We start from the raw sequence: 21,452 nt of genomic DNA on the forward strand, positions 1-21,452 counted from the left end.
AATAAAACGAAAAAAATCTAAAAAAGTTATAGATTAATAATAATTATTATGGAATTGTTAGATTAGTAGATATTGTGCTAGGTATTATTCACTCGTAATTATATATAATTACGAGTAAATAACAGTGTATAATTATTAATTCATCCTTTGCTATAATGCATGAATTGATGATTGAATATACAATTTTATGTAAAAATAATAAAGGATATTTTATTTTTTAAATCAGACAAAATTATCTTGTATAAACGTAGTGAATTATGTCATTATATATGTAAGGGCTTACATAGGAATTGAGTTGTTTATAGATATGTTAAAGCTTGATTTATGTTGATGTATCGGCTTATAAGTAGCATCAAGGGAGCAGTTTTAGAAAATGGTTTCAGTTGAACTCTAAATACGTTATGCTATGAACAAGTATCGTTTTAGAGTTTAAAAAGACTCTTAAAATATTTCAAAGGGGAGATATCATGTCAAGATCAAAAGAAATCATAGAAGTAACAAATCATTACGGAGCACAAAACTATGTGCCACTTCCAATCGTCATATCGGAAGCAGAAGGTGTTTGGGTTAAAGATCCAGAAGGTAACAAATATATGGATATGCTATCTGCGTATTCAGCTGTAAACCAAGGTCACAGACATCCAAAGATTATTCAAGCATTGAAAGACCAGTGCAGATAAAGTTACTTTAGTGTCTCGTGCATTCCATAGTGATAATCTAGGCGAATGGTATGAAAAAATTTGTAAACTTTCAGGTAAAGAAAAAGCATTGCCAATGAACACAGGAGCTGAAGCGGTTGAAACTGCATTAAAAGCTGCACGTCGTTGGGCTTACGATGTTAAAAATATAGAACCAGATAAAGCAGAAGTAATTGCATTCAATGGTAACTTCCATGGTCGTACTATGGCACCAGTATCATTATCATCAGAACCTGAATATCAACGTGGATATGGTCCATTATTAGAAGGATTTAATAAAGTTGATTTTGGAGATATTGAAGCTGTTAAAGGCGCTATCAATGAAAATACTGCTGCAATTTTAATTGAACCAATCCAAGGGGAAGCTGGAATCAATGTTCCACCAGAAGGTTACTTAAAAGCAATCAGAGAATTATGTGATGAACACAATGTCTTGTTTATTGCCGATGAAATTCAAGCCGGTTTAGGTCGCTCAGGTAAATTATTTGCAACAGACTGGGATGACGTTAAACCAGACGTATACATTTTAGGTAAAGCATTAGGCGGCGGCGTATTACCAATTTCAGTTGTATTAGCAGATGAAGAAGTATTAGGCGTGTTTACACCTGGATCTCACGGTTCTACATTTGGTGGTAATCCATTAGCTTGTGCAGTTTCAAATGCCGCATTAGATGTTATTATCGATGAAGATTTACCTGGTCGCTCATTAGAATTAGGGAATTATTTCAAATCTGAACTACAAAAAATAGATCATCCTGCAATTAAAGAGGTTCGTGGTCGTGGTTTATTTATCGGAATTGAATTAAATGAAGATGCGAGACCTTATTGTGAATCATTAAAAGAAAAAGGTTTATTATGTAAAGAAACACATGACACTGTGATCCGTTTTGCACCACCACTTATTATTTCAAAAGAAGAATTAGACTTTGCATTAGACAAAGTGAGAAGCGTTTTCGAGTAAATTTATAGTAAAAAAATATAAGTTTTGAAAACTCTTTAAAAAGCAAAATGTTATGTTACAATTATCATGAAAGCGAAATCATTAGTTACGAAAAAGAGGCGAAATGAATCATGACTGAGAATAATAATTTAGTTACTTCTACGCAACAAATTATTAAAGAAGCATTGCATAAACTGGGATTTGACGATGGTATGTATGATTTAGTAAAGGAACCTTTAAGATTCCTTGAAGTTCGAATTCCTGTCCGTATGGATGATGGTACTGTTAAAACATTTACTGGTTATCGTGCACAGCATAATGATGCTGTTGGACCAACAAAAGGTGGAGTTCGTTTCCATCCAGATGTTGATGAAGAAGAAGTTAAGGCCCTATCAATGTGGATGACATTGAAATGTGGCATAGTGGATTTACCGTACGGCGGAGGTAAAGGTGGAATCATTTGTGATCCAAGACAAATGAGCATTCATGAAGTAGAACGTCTATCTCGTGGGTATGTGCGCTCAATTTCTCAATTCGTTGGACCAACTAAAGATATTCCAAGCACCAGACGTATTTACAAACTCTCAAATTATGGCATGGATGATGGATGAATATAGTTCATTAGACAAATTCAATTCACCAGGTTTCATTACTGGTAAACCAATTGTTTTAGGCGGTTCACAAGGCCGTGATCGTTCAACAGCTTTAGGTGTAGTAATTGCTATTGAACAAGTCGCACAAAGAAGAGGACTAGATTTAAAAGGTGCACGTATGGTAATTCAAGGTTTCGGTAACGCAGGTAGTTTCTTAGCGAAATTCTTGTACGACATGGGTGCGAAAATTGTTGGTATCTCAGACGCTTATGGTGCATTACATGATCCAGAAGGTTTAGATATTGACTATCTATTAGACAGAAGAGATAGTTTTGGAACAGTAACTAATTTATTTGAAGAAACAATTTCAAATAAAGAATTGTTCGAACTTGATTGTGATGTGCTGATTCCGGCAGCAATTACAAATCAAATTACTGAAGATAATGCGACAGATATTAAAGCTGATATCGTGGTTGAGGCTGCTAATGGTCCAACTACACCAGCAGACAACACGTATCTTAACTGAACGTGGCATTCTACTTGTTCCTGATGTATTAGCAAGTGCTGGTGGCGTAACTGTTTCATACTTCGAATGGGTACAAAATAATCAAGGTTATTATTGGACAGAAGAAGAAGTAAACACTAAATTACGTGAAAAACTTATAACTGCTTTTGATACAATTTATGAATTATCACAAAATAGAAAAATTGATATGCGTTTAGCTGCGTTTATCGTTGGTATTAAACGTACTGCAGAGGCAACACGTTACCGTGGTTGGGCATAAAACGTAGAATAGAGTATAAATGGTTTGAATAGTTATTGATTTAGATACAATAAAAAGTACCCACTATTAATTTTTAATAGTGGGTACTTTCTATTTATTACAAGTTATTTTTTAAGAGAAACTTCCTTTTGAAATGTCGACAGAGTCTTATGAGTTTGTCGACATTTTTTGGTTAGTATATATGATTTAATAATCTATTTCTTGATATTCGATTGCCCATTTTCTAAGGCTGTGAGTACTAGTAGAAACTTTACTCATCTTTCGGTTAATGAATAATCACTTATTGTACTTTATATTCTCTTCAAAGTAGACATTTAAAAAGTGAAAACCTTGAAGTTTTTTGTATGTTACACATGGAATATATATTAAGCTTATAGTTGTTATTAATATTGATTTAATTTATAGCGCTATGGTATTTATTTTCTGAATTATCAGACTTGTCTAACTTTTTTAGTTATGCTATTGTAAAAAAGAATATTAATCGCTAAATAATAAACTCCACCTTATAAACCATATAAAGAAAAGGATGACGAGCCGATGTAAGATTATCTTTAATTTAAAACAAAAATTAAATAATAAATTAATTCAAGGAGTAATATCTGATGAATAAATCATCGTTTCGTTTTTTATGGATTGGTCAATCTCTCGCAAATAGCGGAGACGTTTTTTATATGGTGGGTTTAATAGCAATAATATACGAATTAACAGGCTCTGTAACTTATATGGCTTTTGTACCTTTTTTTATAACGGCATCAAGGTTTGTAAGTGGCATCGTCGCTCCTTTAATTATTGAACGAGTCAGGTTGAAGGTACTTTTAGCTTATTCCCAATTGGGTAAAACAATAGCTACAATTATACTTATAGGTTATATAGAAGTTTTTTCTTCTTTTAACACATCTTTTTTAATTTTTTTCTTTGTAATTACCATTTCCTTTTTAGACGGATGGGCAAATCCAGCGAGAAATGCTTTTATTCCAATATTAGTCGAACAAAATGCTCTGGTGAAAGCTAATAGTTTTCTTGCTATTCTTGATCAAACAATTCGTTTAGGAGGATGGGCAGTTGGAGGAATGCTTGTTGCTATTATAGGGGGAGTAAACGTTCTTTGGTTTACATTTTTCTTGTTTGTAACATCAACTTTTATGATGTTTTTAATTCCTAGTATTGATAAAAATATAGTGAGCGATGAACAATCAATAAAACTATCAAATTGGGAAGTATTAAAAAAAGGATGGGTAACTATTTGGCAAACACCCACTTTACGTACTATTAGTATTGTAGAATTTTTTGAATCTATTGCAAATGTGGTATGGGTAGTCGCAATTATGTACGTGTATGTAGATCAAGCTCTGCAAACTGGAGAACAATGGTGGGGGTATATAAACGCGACTTTCTTCTCTGGATTAATGATAGGTGGATTTTTAAGTTTGAAATGGTCACATTTAGTAGATCGACTTTCCAGTAAAGTTATTTTAGTTGGAGCTTTCTTAGCTAGTTTAACAACTCTAATGTTTGGTTTAACGTCGACTCCGTGGATGGCATTAGTATTATCCTTATTATTTGGTTTGGTAAATCAAATTAAGGATGTTGCTCAAGAGACCTTGATACAGAAGAGTGTGGTTCATAGACTTTTACCTAATATTTACTCAGCAAAAGACGCTTTAATAACTGCAATTTTCGGGGTTTCCTCTCTGATTTTAGGTAATTTGACCGACTTATTTGGTGTGAGATTCACATTTATCTTAGTCGCAACACTACTATTTATATCTTCGATTATTCTGATTATAAATAGAAAGGATATTTGAGTAATCTATAATAAATGAAAAGGAAAATACATTTATTATTTGTTTTACACCTAAATAAAATATCAAAACATAAACACACTTATATGATTTTAAAAGGAGGGATTCTATGTTTAAAACAAAGATTAATGACAATTTAAGCCTTAAAATTTTAGAAGAAAGAGATACTCAAGCACTTTTTAATATAGTTGATAATTCAAGAGACTATCTAAATGAATGGCTTCCCTTTGTAAAATTCACGAAAACGAGTGAAGATACTAAGCAATTTATAAAATCTGGGTTAAATCAGTTTATAGAAAATGATGGGTTTCACTGTGGCATTTGGTACAACGAACAATTGATTGGTGTCATCGGATTACATTATATAAATTGGTTGAATGAAAAAACATCTATAGGCTATTATATTGATCAAAATTACGAAAATTTAGGAATAATGACAAAATGCACAAAATTTTTAATTGATTACTGTTTCAATGAAATAAATTTGAACAGAATTGAAATACAAACAGCGACTAAAAATATTAAAAGTCAAAAAATTCCTCGGAAATTAGGGTTTAAACAAGAAGGCATTTTAAGAGAAGATGAAAAATTGAATGGAAAATTCGTTGATAGTTATGTATTTAGCTTGCTTAAATCTGAATATAACAATTAAAAACTAAATTTTTCAGAAGATTATAGTTACCGAAGCTCACAAATAAAAAACTTAGATTTTAAACTAATGTTTTAAAAAACAGACAAATCAATTGCTAGAAAAGCTTTTGATTTGTTTTTTTATAGATATTATATCCTCGAAACACTCTATATCTATGAAAATTATTACTTAATTCTTTTTGAAAATTCAGGGTATCTCTATTTGTTGATACAGTACATATATTAATTTATTTTCTTTTGAGAAAGGGCAGTTTATTGTACAGGTTCCTTACTCGTTAATAAAGCACTAGCCGAATACCACAGGTTGAGGATGTCCTACACAGGAAAAGCGTACACAAAAAAATGCCAACAAAGTCACAGGCTTCGTCGGCACACACTAAAAAGTTAATTTAAAAACTAACTTTTTAAGTAAATGATTTTAATAAATTCAATAGTTAAACCATATATCCAGTAATGGGATGGTTATTATATAATGATATTTTCTTCAACACTGATATTTTTACCAGCAAATTATTCTTTGTCATAAAAATTTGCTGGTAATGTTTTCACAAAAGTAAATAAAACTATCGTCTGCAACGTTACCATTATTAACAAACCCAATCTTATATAAGGGTGGTCTATCATGAAAATTGAAAAGCCGATAACTATATAAAGGCTCAACAAAAGTTTGAACTTATCCTTCAAAGTATAGCCTTTGTTTTCTTTAAAACTTTCAACATAATTCACATAAACTTTTGTTTGTACTAACCATTTTTCAAATTTATCAGAGCTTTTAGAAAAACAAAGTACTGCAACTAATAAAAATGGTGTAGTTGGTAATAATGGTAATAAAACGCCGACAAAACCAATGACTGTAAATAACACACCAATAATAATTAAAAAATATTTCAAAAAAACACTCCTATTGATAGCTATTATCAATAATAAACTAATTCATCACTATAGTAAATAACATAACATTTTACAGGATGGTTTTTATTATGGTTGTTAATATAGGCATTTGTTATTGTTAATAAAAAGTTTTATTTTACTTGTGCTTCATTTTCATTAATTACTTGCTTATATAAATCAGGATAATTTGTAAAGACGCCATGTACGCCATAATCATTTAGTCGTTGCATATCTGCTTTTTCATTAACAGTAAACGGATGCACTAAAAGACCTGCTTTTTTGAGGTTATGCACATTTTGTTTTGTTAAATCTGTATGTTCGGGACCTACACCAACTGCATACTGTTTGATCGCATTAAAGTCTTGTTGTGTCATACTAGGTAATTCACCCTTATCTAATAAACGTACAAGAGGGATATTAGGGTTTAGGTTTTGTAGCTTTAATAAGCTTTCTTGTGAAAAGGATTGAAGCATAACATGTCCATTTTCAAGGGATTCACTATTAAGTAAATTGTGTTTATTTAATGTGTCTAGAAGTTTTTCCTCCATGCCAGGGTAAACATCGGGCGATTTAGTTTCAATATAATAATTGGCATCTGAACCATAGCGTTGGAAAATCTCATCTAATGTCGGCACTTGGACACCTTCATAATTTGAATTTGCATATTGAGGATTTGTCGCATTAAATTTACTGCCTGCATCTAATTTTTTCAGTTCTTCAAGTGTATATTGATCGACTCTACCTGTACCATTTGTAGTTCTATCAACAGTTTCATCGTGCATTGCGACGAGGTGACCATCTTTAGTCATTTGTAAATCAATTTCTATATATGATGCGCCTATAGCATTATGGCTCTTATCATAAGCTCGCTAGTGTATGCTCTGGTGCATAACCACTTGCGCCTCTGTGAGCGATTGTTGTGAATTTTTCACCTGTTAAATTATGTAATTCGTTCTGCTTATTATTTATACCGTTTGATTGAGGGCTTTGTTGTGAATGAGAAGCATTCTGATTTTCCATCTGGCTGCCTTTACCACTGGCTTGAATGTCTGGAGATGCACCAAGACTCAATAATGATGTTACCGCAATACTTGAAATGATAAATTTACTGACGTGTTTCATAATGTTGTCACTCCTTAATCTGAACTGTAATCTCATAGTACAAAATAAAATCAGAAATAAGAATAGGATTTACAACATATTTATTCAAACTAAATAATGTTTAACATATAATTACAATTTATAATAAAAAATTACAAATAGAAGCATGTTACTGTACCTTGTAGAGCTTATACAAGTTGTTTCTCAGAAGCGTTTCTCCTTATTAGAATGTTATTAACTAGTAATACTGTCATTGCGTCATAGAGCACTACACCGGTGTTTATAACGACTTAAAAATATGTAATAAAAAAGAACTGGAAAACCGCTTATTTAAGCACGATTTCCAGTTCTTTTTGTTAATGTTGTTGCTTTATTATATTGATTTGTTGTTTTACTGCTTCTTGTCCCGTTGAACCATAACTGATTCTACGACTTACACAGTTTTCAGGTTTTAAGTAATCATAAATATCCGCTTCGATACTGGCATGTGCGTTTTGATATTCTTCTAACGGAACGTCTAATAAATAAACGTTATGTTGTATAGACCAAAGCACAATTTTACCAACGATTTCATGTGCATTTCTAAAAGGCACACCTTTGTTGACTAAGTAATCTGCAAGTTCTGTTGCATTTGAGAAATCATTGTAGACAGTTTCTTGTAAGTGATCCACATTCACCGTCATTGTATCGATCATGCCTTCGAAGATACGTAGGGAACCTTTAAGTGTATGCACAGCATCAAAGAGTCCTTCTTTATCTTCTTGCATATCTTTATTGTATGCTAACGGTAAACCTTTAAGTGTCATAAGCATGCTCATAAGATTACCTGTCGTACGTCCAACTTTACCTCTAATTAATTCTGCCATATCAGGATTTTTCTTCTGCGGCATGATGGAAGAACCAGTTGAAAATGCGTCAGATAAAGTTATGAAATTTGCTTCTGCTGATGACCAAAAAATGATTTCTTCAGCAAAACGAGAAAGGTGAACCATAGTTAATGAAATGTTGTGTAACGTTTCAACAATGTAATCTCTATCACTTACAGCATCCATACTATTTTCATAAAGTGCGCTAAAGTTTAATAAAGCTTGCGTTTCATGACGATCAATAGGATAAGTCGTGCCACTTAATGCAACTGCACCAAGAGGGGAGATATCGATACGCTTCAAGCTATCTTGGAAACGTGATTTATCTCTTTCTAACATCCAATAATACGTCAATATATGATGTGCAAACGATATTGGTTGTGCTCTTTGCAAATGCGTATAACCTGGCATGATGGTATCGACATGTGCTTCGGCAACTTTTACAATTGTTTGTTGGAAAGCAGTGATGGATTCAATTAAGTAGTTAACTTCTTCTTTTGTATATAAATGCATATCAGTAGCAACTTGATCATTTCTACTACGGCCAGTGTGTAATCTACCGCCTGCATCACCGATACGTTTAATTAATTCATGCTCGATATTTAAGTGAATATCTTCTAAAGAGACATCTAAGTTTAAATTACCTTGTTCATAATCAGCTAAAATAGCGTTTAAACCATCTATAATTTGTTCGCAGTCTGAATCAGAAATAATACCTTGTTTGGCTAACATCGTTGCGTGGGCAATACTACCTTGGACATCGTATTCAATTAATGCTTTGTCAAAGTGGATAGAAGCATTGAATTCATCGACCCATGCTTCTGGTTGTTCACTAAATCTACCACCCCAAGCTTTACTGCTCATCGTTATATCCACCATGTAACATAGAATTTACTTTAGTAGGTAGGCCAAAGATATCGATGAAGCCAACTGCTGATTCTTGATTAAACGCGTCTTCTTTTGTATAAGTAGCTAATTTTTCATTATATAGTGTATGTGGTGATTTTCTGCCATTAACGATTGCATTACCTTTGTATAATTTAATACGTACATCACCTGTAACATATTGTTGCGTACTATCGACGAATACTTTTAAGCTATCTGTTAATGGAGAGAACCATAAACCATTATAAATTTGTTCTGAGAATTGTTTTTCGATTACAGGTTTGAAATGTGCTACATCTTTTGTAAGGGTAATTGTTTCAAGTGCTTTGTGCGCTTTTACAATTACTTCTGCTGCAGGTGTTTCATAGACTTCTCTTGATTTAATACCTACAAGTCTATTTTCTACATGGTCAATTCTACCAATACCATGTTTACCACCTAATTTATTTAAATATAAAATGAGTTCACTTAATTTATATGATTGACCGTCTAAAGCAGTAGGGATACCTTGCTCAAATGAAAGTACAATTTCATCTGAATCATCAGGTGTGTTTTCTAATGCGTTAGTTAAGTCATATGCATCTTCTGGTGGTGTAGCGTATGGATCCTCGAGGATACCACATTCGTTACTTCTACCCCATAGGTTTTGGTCAATTGAATAAGGAGAATCATGTTGAATTGGTACCGGAATATTATGTTTAATTGCATAATCTATTTCTTCTTCACGACTCCAAGCCCATTCTCTAACTGGAGCAAATACTTTTAGTTCTGGATCTAAAGCTTTAATTGCTACTTCAAAACGAACTTGGTCATTCCCTTTACCAGTACAACCATGTGCAATACCAACTGCATTTGTTTTGCTAGCAATTTCTACTAATTTTTTTGAAATTAGTGGTCTTGATAATGCAGATACTAATGGATAAGTACCTTCATACATTAAATTACCTTTAATTGCATATGATACGAAATCTTGACTGAATTCTTCAGTAGCATCAATAATGTGACATTCACTTGCACCCATATCTAATGCTTTTTGATGAACGATGTCTAAATCCTTACCTTCACCTACGTCTAAACAACAAGCTACAACGTCGTAACCTTTATCTAATAACCATTTTACTGCAACACTTGTATCTAAACCGCCTGAATATGCTAATACTATTTTCTCTTTCATAATTTCCACCTCTAATTGATATTTTTAAAATTTGTTTTTTTATTTGATATTGAATAGTATAGCAGATGTCCAATGAAAATAAAACCACTTTTATACATAAATATGCAAAAACATTCAGAAGATCTTATTCATAAAAGGAAGCATTTATGTTATGAATATTGGAAAAACATTAATTAAAGGGTTTTATCTATATGTATATAATAATGAATAAAAAAATTGGAGCGCTAAAGATAATTAGCAAAATTGTCATAATTTATGACTGATTATAGGCTAGTTGTTTGAATAGTCAAAATAAACTTAGTAATATTATATTGAAACTAAAAACACTGGAGGCAATATCAAATGACTCATATTCAATTAGATTATGGTAAAACTTTAGAATTTTTTGGAGAACACGAACTACAACAACAAAAAGATATCGTTAAATCAATTCATAAAACAATTCATGAAGGAACAGGCGCGGTAGTGATTTCTTAGGTTGGATAGACCTTCCTGTTGATTATGATAAAGAAGAGTTTTCACGTATTTTAGAAGCTTCTAAACGTGTTAAAGAGAATACAGATGTATTTGTAGTAATTGGCATCGGCGGTTCATATTTAGGTGCACGTGCGGCTATTGAAATGTTAACTTCTTCATTTAGAAATAGTGATGAGTATCCAGAAATCGTCTTTGTAGGTAATCATTTATCTTCAACATATACACAAGAGTTAATTGATTATTTAGATGGAAAAGATTTCTCAGTCAATGTAATTTCAAAATCTGGTACAACAACTGAACCAGCAGTTGCATTTAGATTGTTTAAACAATTACTTGAAAATAAATATGGCAAAGATGAAGCGAAAAAACGTATTTTTGCAACTACAGATAAAGAAAAAGGTGCATTAAAAGAATTAGCTACAAACGAAGGCTATGAAACATTTGTTGTGCCTGATGATATTGGTGGCCGTTATTCAGTATTAACTGCAGTGGGCTTATTACCAATTGCGGTTGCCGGAATTGATATTAAAGCAATGATGGAAGGTGCGGCTAAAGCACGTAAAGAATTGTCATCAGAAAACATAGAAGACAATATTGCTTATCAATATGCAACAATCCGTAACGTTTTATATGCAAAAGGTTATGACACTGAAATGTTAATCAACTACGACCCTTCAATGCAATATTTCAATGAATGGTGGAAACAATTATTTGGCGAATCTGAAGGTAAAGACTTCAAAGGTATTTACCCTTCAAGTGCAAACTATACAACGGATTTACATTCTCTTGGCCAATATGTTCAAGAAGGACGTCGTTTCTTATTTGAAACAGTAGTAAAAGTAAATAATCCAAAACAAAACATTACTATAGAAGAAGATAATGATAATTTAGATGGATTAAATTACTTAGCAGGTAAAACAATAGATGAAGTGAATACAAAAGCTTTTGAAGGTACACTATTAGCGCATACAGATGGTGGCGTTCCAAATATTGTTGTTGATATTCCTCGTTTAGATGAAGAAACATTTGGTTATATCGTATACTTCTTCGAATTGGCTTGTACAATGAGTGGTTACCAATTAGGCGTGAATCCATTCAATCAACCAGGCGTTGAAGCATACAAACAAAATATGTTTGCTTTATTAGGTAAACCTGGATTTGAAGATAAAAAAGCAGAATTAGAAAAACGTTTATAATACAATAAATTATTGCATTAAAACGATGCTTTAATGAAAGACCCATTCCAAAGATAAATTTGGAATGGGTCTTTTCTATATTTATAACGCTAAAATGTATAATAATTAGCTATAATTTTTCAAGCATATCATGGTCATCAATACTATAAGTCTCTGACATGATGCTTTTTTCGTTCTTGAGACTGATTTATATTAAATCTAGTACTTTATAGTTTTAAAAACAGGATGTTACACTTATAATTATAATCAATAGAAATGATGGAGATGGGTTAGATGACAGAAGAACAAGTACAATATTGGTTTGATTTATTCGGAAACTTAGGATATATTGTAGGTTTTTTACTGCCATTTATTGAAGCCTTTATTCCTATTTTGCCAATCATTGTATTTGTCATTGTTAACGTGAATGCTTACGGTTTTATCATCGGAACTTTATTGGCTTGGATAGGCACAGTAGCCGGTAGTTATATTGTGTTCCTATTTTTAGAAGGCTTACGCATACACGTTATATGAAGAAAATACAACAACGTACATCTGTTCAGAGATTGATACATTTCATTGATAGAAAAGGTGTCCTTCCAATTTTTATTTTAATGTGTTTTCCATTTACACCAAGTGCACTAGTCAATATTGTCGCAAGTTTATCGCATATTAAAGCACATGCCTATTTGACCGTTCTTATAGCTTCAAAATTCGTTATGATTGGGCTTGTAGGTTGGTTGGGGAATGATATTACAACCTTATTCACAAGTCCTATAAGATTGATAACTATCATCATCGTCATTTTAATAGTATGGTTTGTAGGACGAAAAATAGAGAAACATTTTATGCATTCTTCAGAGGAGTGACAAGCGTGCGATTTATATTAAAACATTTGATTTCCATAATATTTGCGATTATTATTGTACTATTGATACAAGCGTTTGTAATTACAGGTGCTGTCATAAAGGATGATAAGATGGCACCAAACCTTAAACAAGATGATCGAATTATTGTAAATAAGATTAAAACTACATTTAACTTATTAGATAATAATGATATTATAATGTATCGTGAAGGCGATGAAATTCAATTTAGTAGAATTATCGGCAAACCTGGGCAATCTATTGCGTATAAGAACGGGACGTTATATAGAGATGACAGGACAGTTGATGAGCCTTATGCGAGCAGTAGTATAAATGATTTATCACTTAGAAATATTAAGCAATCTGAAGGAGATATCATTCCCCCGAATGCTTATTTTGTACTCAATGATAATCGTGAAAATAAACAAGATTCTAGAACGACTGGATTTATACAGAAAGAAGATATTATTGGAAATGTGAGTTTGAGATATTTTCCATTTGAAAAATTCACAGTGAACTTTAATTAAATAGACGAGGTGTAAAAATTGAAAAAAGAGATATTGGAATGGATTGTGTCGATTGTCGTTGCAGTAGCGTTAGTATTACTAATTGTAAATTTTGTGGCAAAACCATATACTGTTAAAGGTGATTCCATGGATCCTACGCTAAAAGACGGCGAACGTGTCATGGTCAATTTGTTTGGTTATAAATTTGGCGATATAAAAAATGGTAACGTCATTGTCTTTCATGCAAATAAAGAAAGCGACTATGTTAAACGCGTTATCGGTACTTCAGGCGATAACGTTGAATATAAAAAAGATAAATTGTTTGTAAATGGTAAAGAAGTAGAAGAACCATATTTAGATTCAAACAAAAAAAATAAACAATATGAATATATTACAGGTAGCTTTGAAACAAAAGATTTAAACCAAGTAGATGGAAAAAATAAAATTCCTGAAGACAAGCTACTTGTGCTCGGTGATAATCGTGAAGTAAGTAAAGATAGCCGTTCATTTGGTTTAATAGATGAAGATCAAGTCGTTGGTAAAGTATCATTTAGTTTCTGGCCACTTAATGAAATGAAATTTGGTTTTGATCCTGATACAGATCAAAATAAATAATAACCGAATTTAAGGCATAGATACCTAATATAATAAAAAAGTGCTAATCTGTTAATTTAATGGATTAGCACTTTTTTTATATAAAAATCTATGACATTAAATAAGTTTCATTCATCGGTGTAGTGGTAATTTAAATCAGAGATGATTAGGGAATTTGAAAATACATATGAAGGTTCATTTTGTTTTTATAAACAACTGGTTCACATACTTAACAGAGTTGGAGAAATCAGGTGAAAGATTCACAATGTACAAGCTTTTCTATGTTAAAATGTGAATCAAAGGAGTGGAAGTTTGCCATGGAATTAAATGCTTATATTGGAAGAGCGGGAACAGGGAAGTCACATGAAATCATTGAAGAAATTAAAAGTAAAATGAAACAAGATCCACTAGGTGATCCCATTGTATTAATTGCTCCTACGCAAAATACTTTTCAACTCGAACAAGCATTTGTAAACGATCCTGAACTAAGTGGTAGTCTTAGAACAGAAGTGCTACACTTTGAACGTTTGAGTTACCGCGTGTTTCAAGAAGTCGGTGGCTTGATGGAACAACAGTTATCAAAAGCAGGTACAGAGATGATGATTTATGATATCATCCAACAACATCAAACAGAGTTGAAACTTTATCGCTCTCAAGTTAAATACTATGGTTTTAGTGAAAAACTTTATGAACAAATACAAGATTTTAAAAAATATGCAGTTTCTCCAGAACAATTAGAGGAATATATAGCTGCAAATCACTTACAAACACGCACGAAACATAAATTGCAGGACATTGCGCTCATTTATAAACATTTAGAAGATAGAATAAATGGTGAATATGTATCAACTGAGGATTCTCTTCAACGCTTTATAACGATGATGGATCAATCTGAGTGGTTGAAGCGAGCTGAAATATATATCGATGGTTTTCATAACTTTTCGACGTTAGAATATCAAATTATTCGAAGCTTAGTAAGTTATGCGAAAAAGGTTACCGTGGTGTTAACTACAGATGGAGACAAAGATACGTTTAGTTTATTTAGAAAACCATCTGAATCTTTAACGCATATTGAAGACATCGCTAATGACTTAAATATTAAGGTGAATACTAAACATTTTAACGAAACAAAGCGTTTTAACAATAATGATTTAACACATTTAGAGCATAACTTTAATGCATTGCAATTCGAGCCAATCCAGGTACAAGGTAATATTGAAATTCTAGAGGCCTCTGTAATGCGTGAAGAAATTAATGAAGTAGCGCGTCGTATATTGAGAGAAAACCGCGAACAAGGTCGACGTTTTCAAGATATCGCAATTTTATATAGAGATGAATCTTATGCATATTTAATGGAATCGATTTTGCCGCAATACGATATTCCATACAATATAGACATTAAAGAATCTATGACGCATCACCCTATTATGGAAATGATACGCTCACTCATTGAAGTTATACAAACGAATTGGAATTTTGATCCACTCATGCGTCTATTTAAGACAAATATACTATCTAAAAAGTTTAAAGATAGTCATTATCTTATTGATATTTTAGAAAACTTTGTACTTGAACGGGGTATCTATGGCAAACGTTGGATTGATGAAAAATACTTCCATGTTGAACAATTTAGGAAAATGGGCTTAAAACGCCAACCATTAACTGATGAAGAACGTGAAACGTTTGAACGTGTAATTCAAATGAAAACAGATGTTATTGATAAAGTGATGATGTTTGAAGAAAAAATGAATACTGCTACAACTGCAATTGAATTTGCGACAGCTTTTTATGAAGCGATAGAAGCATTTGATTTACCAAGTCAATTGATGACAGAGCGAGACACATTAGATGTTGAGGGTGAACATAAAAAAGCAGAAGAAATTGACCAGATATGGAATGGTTTTATTCAAACATTGGACGATTTAGTTACTGTTTTTGGCGAACAGACTATGACTCAGACACGTTTTTTAGAATTGTTTGATATTGGATTAGAGCAATTAGAATTTGTGATGATACCACAAACGATTGATCAAGTGAGCATAGGGACAATGGATTTAGCTAAAGTTGATAACAAAGTGCATGTATACCTTGTCGGTGTAAATGATGGGGTCATGCCACAAACCGTTTCATCATCGAGTTTGATTACAGACGATGAAAAGAAATACTTCCAAGAACAGTCAACGATAGAATTGAGTCCAACGGCAGATATATTACAAATGGATGAAGCATTTGTGTGCTACATTGCTATGACAAGAAGCCGTGCGGCTGTAACATTTTCTTATTCTTTGATGAGCACAAGTGGAGATGAAAAAGAACCGAGCCCATTTTTAAATCAAATTCAACAGTTATACACAAATTTAGACATTGAAAATATTCATCATCAACACCAAGCTAACCCATTGTCATTAATGGAACATCCACATCAAACTAAAATTGCATTATTTGAATCATTAAAAGCATGGTTAGATGATGAAATTGTCGCTGACACATGGTTAGACACATATCAAGTGATGAGAGACGATGATAACTTAAACGATGGTTTGAGTTATTTATTGTCGGCATTAACGTATGATAATGAAACAGTACAATTAAGTGAATCATTGTCTACAGATTTATATGGTAAGACGATTAATGCAAGTGTATCCAGATTTGAAGGGTATCAGGCCTGTCCATTTAAACATTTCGCATCACATGGCTTACGACTTAACGAACGTACAAAATACAAACTTGAAAATTTTGAATTAGGCGATATTTTCCATCAAGTGTTGAAATTCATTTCAGAAAAAGTGAATGGTGATTTTAAAAACTTAAACACGAAGCAAATTCATAAATTAACAGTAGAGGCTTTATCTGAAATACTACCTGAAGTTCAATTTAACTTGTTGAATTCAACGGCTTACTACCGTTATTTATCACAACGTATCGGTGCTATAGTTGAGACAACATTGACTGCGCTCAAATATCAAGGCAGTCATACAAAATTCACGCCACAACGTTTTGAAGCAGGGTTTAGAAGAAAGCCACGTGATAATAGTGAATTGTTAGCTGAGCCATTGAAGACAACACAAGGTGTTCCAATCAACATTCGTGGACAAATTGACCGTATTGATACATATCAGCATGGTAACCAAAGTTTTGTGAATATTATTGATTATAAGTCTTCAAAATATGGTGGAACACTGGATTTAACTAAAGTTTATTATGGTATGCAAATGCAGATGATGACGTATATGGATATCGTGTTACAAAATAAATCACGTCTAGGTTTAACAGAGATGACTAAACCAGGAGGGCTTTTATATTTTCATGTACATGAACCGCGTATTAAATTGGCGTGGAACCAATTAAACGAAGATAAACGAGATACAGAGTTTATAAATTCATTTAAATTAAGTGGGTTATTAAATAGTGATGACTCTGTATTAGACGCTTTTGATACAAGATTAGAACCAAGTTATAATTCTGATATTGTACCACTTGGATTGAAAAAAGACGGAGGAATTAAAAGTAACAGTAAAGTTGCTGATGAAGAAACAATTTATAAATTAATAAAGCATAATAAAAAGAACTTTATTGAAACTGCATCCAGTATTATGGATGGCCATACAGAAGTTGCACCGATGAAATATAATCAAACGTTGCCTTGTGAATTTTGTAATTATAAATCTGTATGTCATGTAGATGGTGCGATTGATAGCAAACGTTATCGTACTGTAGATGAGTCGATTAATCCGTTAGAAGCAGTGCAAAATGTCGAGTTAGAAAGCGAGGAAGATGAATTATGAGTCAAATCCCAGCAAAGCCAGCTGATACAAGATGGACTGATAACCAATGGAAAAGTATTTATGCCAAAGGACAAGATGTACTTGTAGTCGCGGCTGCAGGATCAGGAAAAACAGCTGTTTTAGTTGAGCGTATTATTCAGCGAATTATCAAAGATGAAATAGATGTTGATCGCTTACTTGTAGTGACTTTTACAAACGCAAGTGCACGTGAAATGAAACATCGTGTAGATCAACGTATTCAAGAAGCATCCATAGCATCACCTGATAATGCACATTTGAAAAATCAGCGTATCAAAATTCATCAAGCACAAATTTCTACACTCCATAGTTTTTGTTTGAAATTAATACAACATCATTACGATGTTTTGGATATTGATCCTAACTTTAGAACAAGCAGTGAAGCGGAAAATATTTTACTGCTTGAACAGACGATTGATGAAGTATTGGAAAGTCATTATGATGTGTTAGATCCAAGTTTCGTAGATTTAACAGAACAGTTATCATCTGATCGAAATGATGATCAACTACGAAATACGATTAAACAAATGTTTTATTTTAGCGTGGCGAATCCAAATCCCATAACTTGGTTGCAAAATTTAGCTACCCCTTATTATGATGCGGAGCAACAAGATGATTTACTACAATTACTGAATGATTTAGCAATGATTTTTATGAATTCAGCATTAGAAGCGTTGAATAAAAGTTATGATTTATTCATGATGCTAGAAGAAGTAGATAAACAAGTAGCTGTATTAGAGAAGGAACGACAATTTTTAAATCAAGCGATGGAAGGCGGTCAATTGAATACGCAAGTCATTGCTGAACACCAATTTGAAGCGCGTTTTCCAGCTAAGAACAAGAAGATTAAAGAAGCGAATGAGATGATGCTTGATGCATATGATGATGGTAAAAAACACTATGATCAATATAAAGCATTGGTCTCAAAAGTTCAGGAAGATTATTTTTCACGTGAAGCTGAAGAATTGAAACATGATATGCAACGCTTAGCACCGAGAGTATCATATCTAACACAAGTGACAGCAGATGTAATAAAGCAATTTAATTCGAAAAAAGAAGTAGAAATCTCTTGGATTTTTCTGATTATGAACATTTTGCGTTGCGTGTATTAATGAATAATGACGGTACGCCTTCAGAAATTGCGGACATGTACCGCCAACAATTTGAAGAAATTCTTGTTGACGAATATCAAGATACGAACAGAGTTCAAGAGAAAATATTATCGTGTATTAAACGAGGTAATGAATCAGATGGCAACTTATTCATGGTCGGTGACGTGAAACAGTCTATCTATAAATTTAGACAGGCAGATCCAAGTTTATTTATAGGAAAATATAATCGTTTTTCATTAGATGGCTTAGAAAATGGTATGAGAATTGATTTATCACAAAACTTCCGTTCAAGAGAAGAAGTACTGACAACGACTAATTATTTATTCAAACATATGATGGATCAAGCAGTAGGGGAAATTGTATATGACGATGCGGCACAATTGTATTATGGCGCCCCTTACGATGATAAGCCTCATGATGTTCAGATGAATATGTTGGTAGAAGATGCTGAGTCTGATTTAAACGGTGCGGAACAAGAAGCTGAGTATATCGTTCAGCAAGTTGAAAAAATAATGGCTAAACATGAAATATATGATATGAAATTAGAGCAATATCGTAAACCAAGCTATAAAGACATCGTGATACTTGAACGTTCATATGGCCAGGCGCGTAAGATTCAACAGGCGTTTAAAGACCACAATATACCGTTCCATGTGAATAGTAAGGAAGGGTATTTTGAACAAGTAGAAATACGGTTGATATTATCATTTTTAAGAACAGTTGATAATCCATTACAAGATATCTATTTAGTAGGATTAATGCGTTCTGTGATTTATCAATTCACTGAAGATGAATTATCAAATATTCGCGTATTTAGTCCTAATGATGATTATTTTTATCAATCAATTAAAAATTATATGGCAAATGATGTTGCAAATAAAAAATTGGTAAAAAAATTAAATGCGTTTCTAAAAGATATAGAGATGTATCAACATTATAGCCAAAGTCATCCAGTTTATCAGCTGATTGATAAGTTTTATAATGATCATTATGTGATTCAATATTTTAGTGGAATTGTTGGAGGCAAAGGGCGTCGCGCCAATTTATATGGGTTATTTAATAAAGCAGTAGAATTTGAGAATTCCAGTTTCCGTGGTTTATATCAATTTATACGTTTTATAGATGAATTAATAGAACGTGGTAAAGATTTTGGAGAAGAAAACGTTATTGGTCCAAATGATGATGTGGTTAGAATGATGACGATTCATAGTAGTAAAGGGTTAGAATTTCCATTTGTAATATATTCTGGGTTATCTCGTAAGTTCAGAAGAGATGATTTACATAGACCAGTGATCTTAAATCAAACTTATGGTTTAGGAATGACTTATTACGATGTGGAAAGTAACTTATCATACCCTTCGCTATCATCCGTTACGTATAAAGCCATTGCAGAAAAAGAAATGGTCTCTGAAGAAATGAGACTCATATACGTTGCGCTCACACGTGCAAAAGAACAATTATTTTTAATTGGACGTGTTAAGGATGAGAAGGAATTAACTCAGTTTGAACAAGTTTCTGTGTCGGATACCCATTTGCCTGTCAGTTATCGACTAACTGCGCAAAGACCGATTGATATGATTTACCCAATATTGTCAAAACATCAGTCGTCTGCTTTACCGATTGAATTGCGTTTTGAACGCTCAATTGGTGACATCGATGCAACGATGAAACCCTATGTTCAATTGAATACAGATTTTTATCAAGATATTGCATCAGAAGCGGTAGTAGAAGAAAGTGAACGTCGCACGATAGAAGATATTGAGACAATGAATACGAATGATGAAGCAATTAAATCACAAATTCATCAACAGCTGAGCTATACGTATCCGTATCAAGATGCTATCGATAAACCTTCGAAGCAGTCCGTATCTGAATTAAAACGTCAATTAGACACGGAACAAGCAGATACAAATTATGATAGAGTGAGACAATATCGTATAGGAACATCGTCTTATGAAAGACCTGGCTTTTTAAGTCATAGCTCTAAAAGGAAAGCAAATGAAGTTGGTACACTGATGCATACAGTGATGCAACATCTACCATTTAAACGCGACGGCCTATCACAAAGTGAATTACATGCACATATTGATCACATGATTGAAAAACATATCATACCGGAAGATGCGAAAGACGATATTCGCTATGAGGATATCTACACTTTTATTGATAGTAAACTCTATGCAACCATTGCATCCAGTGATGAAATATATCGTGAATTACCATTCGTTGTGAATCAATCCAATGTGGATCATTTAAAAACAGTTGACGAAGATGCTTCAATCATTCAAGGTATGATAGACCTTATATTTTTAAAAGATAATCAATATTATTTTGTAGATTATAAGACAGACGCATTTAATAGACGTCGAAATATGTCAGATGAAGAAATTGGTGCTCAATTAAGACAGCGTTATAAGATACAGATGGAATATTACCGCACCACACTAGAAACAATATTAAAAACCGAAGTTAAAGGATATTTATATTTCTTTAAATTTGGTCAACTTACAATTGATACTTAAATTTCCAAAAG

General features: G+C 32.7%; 8 protein-coding genes and 6 pseudogenes. 10 read left to right on the top strand and 4 right to left on the bottom strand.

Annotated elements, in window-relative coordinates; genetic code table 11:
• The first annotated feature begins 467 nt into the window (after positions 1-467).
• From ABLV90_RS08540 to ABLV90_RS08555, 4 genes and pseudogenes are all read left to right on the top strand, one after another.
• Positions 468-1,659 (top strand): annotated as a pseudogene (locus ABLV90_RS08540) (ornithine--oxo-acid transaminase).
• A gap of 110 nt (positions 1,660-1,769) precedes the next feature.
• Positions 1,770-3,016, top strand: a pseudogene (locus ABLV90_RS08545) (Glu/Leu/Phe/Val family dehydrogenase).
• 602 nt (positions 3,017-3,618) lie between these two features.
• Positions 3,619-4,821 carry an MFS transporter gene (locus ABLV90_RS08550; RefSeq protein ID WP_460872489.1) on the top strand — a complete coding sequence of 401 codons (1,203 nt, stop codon included), beginning with the start codon at positions 3,619-3,621 and terminating at the stop codon, positions 4,819-4,821.
• Between the two features lie 106 nt (positions 4,822-4,927).
• Positions 4,928-5,470: a GNAT family N-acetyltransferase gene (locus ABLV90_RS08555; protein WP_427705125.1), complete on the top strand. Its 543-nt coding sequence runs from the start codon at positions 4,928-4,930 to the stop codon at positions 5,468-5,470.
• A 509-nt stretch (positions 5,471-5,979) separates the two neighbouring features.
• Here ABLV90_RS08555 and ABLV90_RS08560 read toward each other — a convergent pair.
• The 4 genes and pseudogenes from ABLV90_RS08560 to ABLV90_RS08575 form a co-directional block, all read right to left on the bottom strand.
• Positions 5,980-6,360 (bottom strand): YbaN family protein, encoded by a 381-nt coding sequence (locus ABLV90_RS08560; protein ID WP_460872490.1) that lies wholly within the window; start codon positions 6,358-6,360, stop codon positions 5,980-5,982.
• A 131-nt stretch (positions 6,361-6,491) separates the two neighbouring features.
• Positions 6,492-7,482: pseudogene (locus ABLV90_RS08565) on the bottom strand (glycerophosphodiester phosphodiesterase).
• A gap of 335 nt (positions 7,483-7,817) precedes the next feature.
• The gene (argH, locus tag ABLV90_RS08570; RefSeq protein ID WP_460872491.1) at positions 7,818-9,191 is read right to left on the bottom strand and encodes an argininosuccinate lyase; all 1,374 of its coding nucleotides are present in this window, start codon (positions 9,189-9,191) and stop codon (positions 7,818-7,820) included.
• A complete protein-coding gene (locus ABLV90_RS08575; RefSeq protein ID WP_460872492.1) occupies positions 9,181-10,386 on the bottom strand; it encodes an argininosuccinate synthase in 1,206 nt (401 codons plus the stop codon). The genes argH and ABLV90_RS08575 overlap by 11 nt, the downstream gene beginning before the upstream one ends.
• Positions 10,387-10,728: 342 nt before the next feature.
• On the opposite strand from ABLV90_RS08575, the pseudogene ABLV90_RS08580 reads away from it, so the two are divergent.
• The 6 genes and pseudogenes from ABLV90_RS08580 (at position 10,729) to addA (ending at position 21,441) form a co-directional block, all read left to right on the top strand.
• A pseudogene (locus tag ABLV90_RS08580) lies at positions 10,729-12,059 on the top strand (glucose-6-phosphate isomerase).
• 273 nt (positions 12,060-12,332) lie between these two features.
• Positions 12,333-12,907: pseudogene (locus ABLV90_RS08585) on the top strand (TVP38/TMEM64 family protein).
• Between the two features lie 5 nt (positions 12,908-12,912).
• Positions 12,913-13,431 (top strand): signal peptidase I, encoded by a 519-nt coding sequence (gene lepB / locus ABLV90_RS08590; RefSeq protein ID WP_427705118.1) that lies wholly within the window; start codon positions 12,913-12,915, stop codon positions 13,429-13,431.
• Positions 13,432-13,449: 18 nt separating this feature from the next.
• Complete coding sequence (gene lepB, locus ABLV90_RS08595; RefSeq protein WP_069818014.1) at positions 13,450-14,025, top strand: signal peptidase I; 576 nt, start codon at positions 13,450-13,452, stop codon at positions 14,023-14,025.
• A 296-nt stretch (positions 14,026-14,321) separates the two neighbouring features.
• Positions 14,322-17,789 (top strand): helicase-exonuclease AddAB subunit AddB, encoded by a 3,468-nt coding sequence (gene addB / locus ABLV90_RS08600; protein WP_427705115.1) that lies wholly within the window; start codon positions 14,322-14,324, stop codon positions 17,787-17,789.
• A pseudogene (gene addA / locus ABLV90_RS08605) lies at positions 17,783-21,441 on the top strand (helicase-exonuclease AddAB subunit AddA). The gene addB and the pseudogene addA overlap by 7 nt, the downstream one beginning before the upstream one ends.
• Positions 21,442-21,452 lie beyond the last annotated feature (11 nt).

Origin of the sequence: Staphylococcus sp. 2S1 (assembly GCF_046721335.1) — a bacterium.
GTDB classification, from domain to species: Bacteria; Bacillota; Bacilli; order Staphylococcales; family Staphylococcaceae; genus Staphylococcus; species Staphylococcus equorum_A.

Bases quoted from the DNA above. Each gene is read 5' to 3' on its own strand.
- argH (WP_460872491.1), bottom strand. From the start codon at position 9,191: ATGAGCAGTAAAGCTTGGGGTGGTAGATTTAGTGAACAACCAGAAGCA.
- addB (WP_427705115.1), top strand. From the start codon at position 14,322: ATGGAATTAAATGCTTATATTGGAAGAGCGGGAACAGGGAAGTCACAT.
- ABLV90_RS08575 (WP_460872492.1), bottom strand. From the start codon at position 10,386: ATGAAAGAGAAAATAGTATTAGCATATTCAGGCGGTTTAGATACAAGT.
- ABLV90_RS08550 (WP_460872489.1), top strand. From the start codon at position 3,619: ATGAATAAATCATCGTTTCGTTTTTTATGGATTGGTCAATCTCTCGCA.
- ABLV90_RS08555 (WP_427705125.1), top strand. From the start codon at position 4,928: ATGTTTAAAACAAAGATTAATGACAATTTAAGCCTTAAAATTTTAGAA.